A 6618-nucleotide genomic window follows, 5' to 3' on the forward strand; every position below is an offset into this window, starting at 1 on the left:
ATGAATCACGCTGTACACAACAAGATTGTATCCTTTATCTGGTCCATTGCGGATGACTGTCTCAGGGACATTTATGTCCGGGGAAAATACCGGGATGTTATTTTGCCGATGGTGGTGCTGCGACGCCTGGACAGCCTGCTGGAACCGTCCAAGGAAGCCGTACTCAGGGAAGTGGACTTTCAAAAAAATCAAATGGGGCTGGTGGAGCTGGACGGCAAGGGCCTTGAAGATGCCGCAGGCTTTGTCTTTTACAATACCAGCAAATGGACCCTGAAAAAGCTGTTCGCCGTGGCCGGCAACAACCAGCAGGTTTTAAAAGCCAATGTGGAGGAGTATCTTTCTGGATTTTCCGCCAACGTTAAGGAGATCATTGAAAAATTCAACCTCAAGGCCCAGATCCGCCATATGGCGGCCAAGGACGTGCTGCTGGATGTCCTGGAAAAATTCACCTCTCCCTATCTAAACCTCACCCCCCAGGAAAAACCGGACCCGGACGGCAACCCCATGCCGCCGTTGAGCAACCTGGGCATGGGGTATGTGTTTGAAGAGCTGATCCGCAAATTCAACGAAGAGAACAATGAAGAGGCGGGCGAGCATTTTACGCCCAGGGAAGTGATTGAGCTGATGACCCGCCTGGTTTTTGAACCGGTAAAGGACCGGATGCCGCCGGTGATCACCATCTATGACCCGGCCTGCGGGTCCGGTGGCATGCTCACGGAATCCCAGGCGTTTATTAAACGGGAAACAGGGCGGCAGGCCGATGACGGGTATATTTACCTGTACGGCAAAGAGATCAATGACGAAACCTATGCCATCTGCAAATCAGACATGATGATCAAGGGAAATGATCCGGGCTTTATCCGCCCCAACTCCACCCTTTCCACGGATGAATTTTCAGGGACGCGCTTTGATTTCATGCTCTCCAATCCGCCCTACGGGAAAAGCTGGGCCAGTGAGCAGAAATTTATCAAGGACGGGGCCAACATCATTGACCCCCGGTTCAAGGTGACCCTGAAAAACTATTGGGGCGACCCTATGGAAGTGGACGCCGCACCCCGGTCCAGCGACGGCCAGCTTCTGTTCCTCATGGAGATGGTCAGCAAAATGAAGACGCCGGACCAGAACGTGTTCGGGTCGCGCATCGCCTCGGTTCACAACGGCTCTTCCCTGTTCACCGGGGATGCGGGAAGCGGTGAGAGCAATATCCGCCGCCACATCATTGAGAACGATCTGCTGGAAGCCGTTATCCAATTGCCCAATAACCTGTTTTACAACACCGGCATCACCACCTATATCTGGCTTTTGTCCAACAACAAGTGTGACGACAAACAAGGAAAGGTCCTGCTGGTTGACGCATCCAGGTGTTTTCAGAAATTGAGAAAAAACCTGGGGAACAAAAACTGCGAGTTTTCCGCTGAGCATATCCGGCAGATTGCCGGGGCCTGTGCCGGGATGCAGCCCATTGAACCGGTACAGGATCAAAACGGCGAGGATACCGGCATTGCGGCCAAAGTGTTTGAAAACAGGGACTTTGGATATTATAAGGTCGCCGTTGAGCGGCCGGACAGAAGATCGGCACAATTTACGGAAGCGCGCATTGCCCCCCTGCGTTTTGACAAGGCCTTTGCCGTCCCCATGGCATGGATCTATGCCCAGTGGGGGGATGACGTTTATACCCAAGGGTTTCTTGCGGATCATGAAAAAAAGATCCTGGCCTTCTGCCAGGACAACGGCATTGCATTAAACACAAAGAGCCGCAAAAAACTGTTCAGTTTGAGTGTCTGGAAAAAGCAAAAAGCCATGATTGACGCGGCCCAAGAGCTGATGGATGCCATGGGCCAAGATGAATCCAAGGATTTCAACCGGTTTACATCCCAGGTGGATGCCACCCTGAAAACCTTGAACCTGAAATTGTCTGCCCCGGAGAAAAAGGCCGTTTTAACTGCCGTGTCCCGGTACGATGAAACCGCCCGCAGGGTGGTCAAAAAGAAGGTCAAACTGTCGGGAGACAAACTTGACACCCTGCTGAATCATGTGGGGTGCCGGCAAGCCGACCTGCCGGACTTTGGTTTTTATCCTGTGCCGGACAAAAAGGGAGAGTACCAGATCTTTGAACCCTGTTCAGATCTGCGGGACCATGAGTCCGTGCCCCTGCAAGGGGATATCCATGAATTTTTCAAGGCAGAGGTCCTGCCCCATGTACCCGAGGCCTGGATCAATATGGATTCGGTGAAAATCGGCTATGAGATCAGTTTCAATAAATATTTCTACCGCCATAAGCCCTTGCGGGCCATAGAAGCCGTGGCCCAAGATATCCTGAACCTTGAGAATCGGGCCGAGGGGTTGATTGCCGAGATTCTGGGCCTTGACGAGGTGAACCATGACTGAGCTTTTGCCCGTGATGCCGAGATATGAGACCTACAAGGATTCCGGGATGGCGTGGATTGGGGAGATTCCAAAGAGCTGGGTTCTTATTCGTGGTAGCTATATATTCAAAATTATTAATAAACGATCAAAAAATGGAAACGAAGCATTATTAACAGTCTCAGAACATCATGGAGTCAAATTACGAGCAGAATCTAATGTTAATATGTTTATGGCTGAGTCTTATGTCGGTTATAAAATATGCTATCCAGGCGATTTGGTTATAAACAGCCTATGGGCGTGGAGTAGAGGGCTTGGTTTCTCAAATATACATGGAATAGTAAGTACGGCTTACAGCGTATTTCGCCCAGATACTTTTAAATATGACAAATCGTTTCTTAATTACCTTCTTAGAACGAAAAAATATGTTGACCAATATTTTATTGCCTCAAAAGGAATTTGGATTTCAAGGCTTCAACTCTCAGATTCGGCCTTTTTAAAAATCCCAATTTTATCTCCTCCAATATCAGAACAAACCACCATAGCCAAATTCCTCGACTGCAAAACCGCAAAAATCGACCAGGCCGTTGCCATCAAGGAGAAGCAGATCCAACTTCTCAAAGAGCGCAAGCAGATCTTAATTCAGACTGCGGTGACAAAAGGCCTTGATCCCAATGTTCCCATGGCCGATTCAGGTGTGGAAAGGATTGGGCAGATACCCGCGCATTGGAAAGTGAAAAGGCTTAGGTTTATTGGCCAAACTCAAAATGGCATAAGTGCCGGAGCTGATTACTTTGGTTCTGGTTATCCATTTGTTAGCTACAGTGACGTTTACAATAACCGGGAATTACCTCGTTCGGTCAAAGGACTCGCAACATCTTCAATTAATGATCAAATCCATTATTCAGTTGAAAAGGGGGACGTCCTGTTTACAAGGACATCAGAAACCATTGAGGAAATTGGCTTTAGCTCTGCCTGTATGGAAACCATTCCTAACTCAACGTTTGCTGGTTTTTTAATTAGATTTCGCCCAAAGCCTGGAATTCTGGAACCAGGATATTCAAAATATTATTTTTGTGCCAATATGCAGCGGGCGTATTTTGTTGGAAAAATGAATATAGTCATCCGCGCGTCATTGAGTCAGGAGTTACTAAAAAACTTACCGGTTTTATTGCCACCTAAAAAAGAACAAAAATCTATTTATGCCCACATCGAGAACCAATCCGCCAAAATAGACAAAGCCATAGAGATACAGGCGCAGATGATCGAAAAGCTCAAAGAGTACAAAGCCACCTTGATCAACGCTGCCGTAACCGGGAAAATCAAGGTGCCGGACCCGGCAGAGAGCAAGGTTGTGGCATGATGATAAAAGGACAAACCCAATGTCATAAATTTAAACGCTGAGCATTTCACCACGAAGAACACGAAGTCCACGAAGATATCACCACATTAACCTTCGTGCTCTTCGTGTCCTTCGTGGTTTTAATCTTAACCCCTTTTAAAATTTTACGGCATTGAAAATAAACCCATAAAGAAAGGAGTGTCACGTGGTCAGCCAAACCAATGAACAGGCCCTGGAAACTGCCATTGAAAGAAAGTTGACCGGCACCTGCCTCGAAAACCTCAAATCAGGTGAGTTCAAAACCGCAGGCCCGGATACGGCCGAAGTGGCGGAAACCTGCACCCCTTTTGACACCCACCATGGATATGAGATCGGATATCCCCAGCATTTCAACCCAAAATTTGCCGTGGATGAAAAAAAATTCTGGGCCTTTCTCGAAAACACCCAGGAAAAAGAACTTAAAAAACTGAAACGGCCGGGAACGGATGACTGGCAGCGAAAGATCCTTGAGCGCCTGGACCGGATGATCAAAACCAAGGGGCTTTTGCACCTGCTCAAAAAAGGCTTGGGCGTGGATGATGCCTATTTTTCATTGTTCTATCCCGCGCCATTGGCAAGCTCCGCCCTTCGGGTCAAAGAGCAGTTTCAAAGCAATGTGTTCAGTGCCACAAGACAGGTCCACTACTCCCTGGACAACCCCGGTGAATCCATAGACCTTGTCCTGTTTATCAACGGCCTTGCCTTTTCCACCCTGGAATTGAAGAACCCCTGGACCGGCCAGACCGCAAGATGCCACGGCCAGAAACAGTATCGCACCCGGCGGGACAACAAACAGCCCCTGCTGCAGTTCGGCCGGTGCCTGGTCCATATGGCCGTGGATACCGATGAGGTCTATATGACCACCAAACTTGCCGGACCCTCCACATTTTTCCTGCCCTTTAACAAGGGGCAGGACCAGGGTGCGGGCAATCCCCCCAATCCAAACGGCCATAAATCGGCCTACCTCTGGGAAGAGGTGTTCAGCAAGGCAAGCATTGCCAATCTCCTAGAGCATTTTGTGCGGCTGGACGGCAAACCCAAAGATCCGCTGAACAAGCGGACCTTGTTTTTCCCCAGGTATCACCAGATGGATGTGGTGCGCAAACTGGTGGGCCACGCCGCAGAGAACGGGGTGGGACAGACCTGTCTGATCCAGCATTCGGCCGGGTCCGGCAAATCCAACTCCATCACCTGGGCCGCCTACCAGCTCATCGAGACCTATCCGCAACATGGTCTGGTCCCCGGCGCAAAGGACCCGGAGCGCCCGCTGTTTGATTCGGTGATCGTGGTCACGGACCGGCGTCTTCTGGATAAACAGTTGCGGGAGACCATCAGAGAATTTTGCGAAGTCAAAAACATCATTGCCCCGGCATACCGGGCCGCAGATTTAAAAGCGGCCCTGGAACAGGGCAAAAAGGTGATCATCACAACCATTCAGAAATTTCCCTTTATCCTGGACGGGATCAGTGATCTGAGCCGGAAAAACTTTGCCGTGATCATTGACGAGGCCCACAGCTCCCAGAGCGGTTCGGCCCATGACAATATGAACCGGGCCATGGGCAGTGCAAGGGAGCAGGAAAGGGGCAGCGAAAATGAGGTGCCGGACGCCCAGGACAAAATCCTCAAAGCCATGGCCGAACGAAAAATGCGGGGCAATGCCTCTTATTTTGCCTTTACCGCCACCCCCAAAAACACCACCCTTGAAAAGTTCGGCGTCAAACAGACTGACGGGCAATTTAAGCCCTTCCACCTCTATTCAATGAAACAAGCCATTGAAGAGGGATTTATTCTGGATGTCCTGGCCAATTACACCACCTATAAAAGCTATTACGAAATCCAGAAATCCATACAGGATAATCCGTTGTTCAACACCCAGAAAGCCCAGAAAAAACTGCGCGCCTATGTGGAACGCCACCAGCAGACCATCGATATCAAGGCCGAGGTGATCCTTGACCACTTTATCCCCCAGGTCGTGAACGCCAAAAAGCTTAAAGGCAAAGCCAAGGGCATGGTCATCACCCAGAATATTGAAGCAGCCGTCCGGTATTACAACGCGGTCACGCGGCTATTGGATAAAAAGGGCAATCCCTGCAAGGTGCTGATAGCCTTTTCCGGCGCCAAGGCGGTGGACGGCATTGAATATACCGAAAGCCTGATGAACGGATTCAGCGACGGCGAAACCAGGGAACGGTTCGATGGGGAAGATTACCGCCTGCTGGTGGTGGCCAACAAATATCTGACCGGGTTTGATCAGCCCAAGCTGTCTGCCATGTATGTGGATAAAAAACTGCAGGATGTCCTGGCGGTCCAGGCCCTGTCGCGGTTGAACCGGTCCGCACCAAGCTTAGGCAAAAAGACCGAAGATCTGTTTATCCTCGATTTTTTCAACAGTGTGGAAGATATCAAAACCGCCTTTGACCGTTTCTATACCGCCACAAGCCTGTCCCGGGCCACGGATGTCAATGTCCTGCATGAGCTCAAAGAGTCCTTGGATGGACAGGGCGTCTATGAACAGCAGGAGGTGGAAGAATTTGTGGTCCTCTATTTCAACAACGCCGCTGCCCACCAGTTAAGCCCCTTTATTGATGTTGCAGCAGATCGGTTTAACAAAGGACTTGAACTTGAAGACCAAGACAAGGCCGACTTTAAGATCAAGGCCAAGCAGTTTGTCAAAATTTACGGGCAGATGGCCGCCATCATGCCTTTTGAGATTATCGAATGGGAAAAATTATTCTGGTTTCTAAAATTCCTGAGTTAGCGGCATAAAGGTTGCTTTTTTAATTATAACATATTGAAATTTTAATATAAAATTAATACAATGGCATTAAAAAAACATTCACTTCGGAGGTGAAGACCGATGCCGACCACTATCA

General features: G+C 49.3%; 3 protein-coding genes. All 3 read left to right on the plus strand.

What is annotated here, in order from left to right; genetic code table 11:
- On the plus strand, window positions 1-2388 hold a 2388-nt coding region (locus tag AB7U36_RS15740), incomplete at its 5' end, for a type I restriction-modification system subunit M (protein ID WP_428160659.1).
- Window positions 2381-3727, plus strand: coding sequence for a restriction endonuclease subunit S (locus AB7U36_RS15745; protein WP_428160660.1), 1347 nt, complete (start codon window positions 2381-2383; stop codon window positions 3725-3727). The genes AB7U36_RS15740 and AB7U36_RS15745, both read left to right, overlap by 8 nt.
- 184 nt (window positions 3728-3911) lie before the next feature.
- On the plus strand, window positions 3912-6503 hold the full coding sequence (locus AB7U36_RS15750; RefSeq protein WP_428160661.1) for a type I restriction endonuclease subunit R: 2592 nt from the start codon (window positions 3912-3914) through the stop codon (window positions 6501-6503).
- The last annotated feature ends 115 nt before the right edge of the window (window positions 6504-6618 follow it).

The sequence above is a fragment of the Desulfobacter sp. genome, assembly GCF_050177295.1.

Coding starts and splice junctions, on each gene's coding strand:
- AB7U36_RS15745 (WP_428160660.1), top strand. CDS start 2,381: ATGACTGAGCTTTTGCCCGTGATGCCGAGATATGAGACCTACAAGGAT.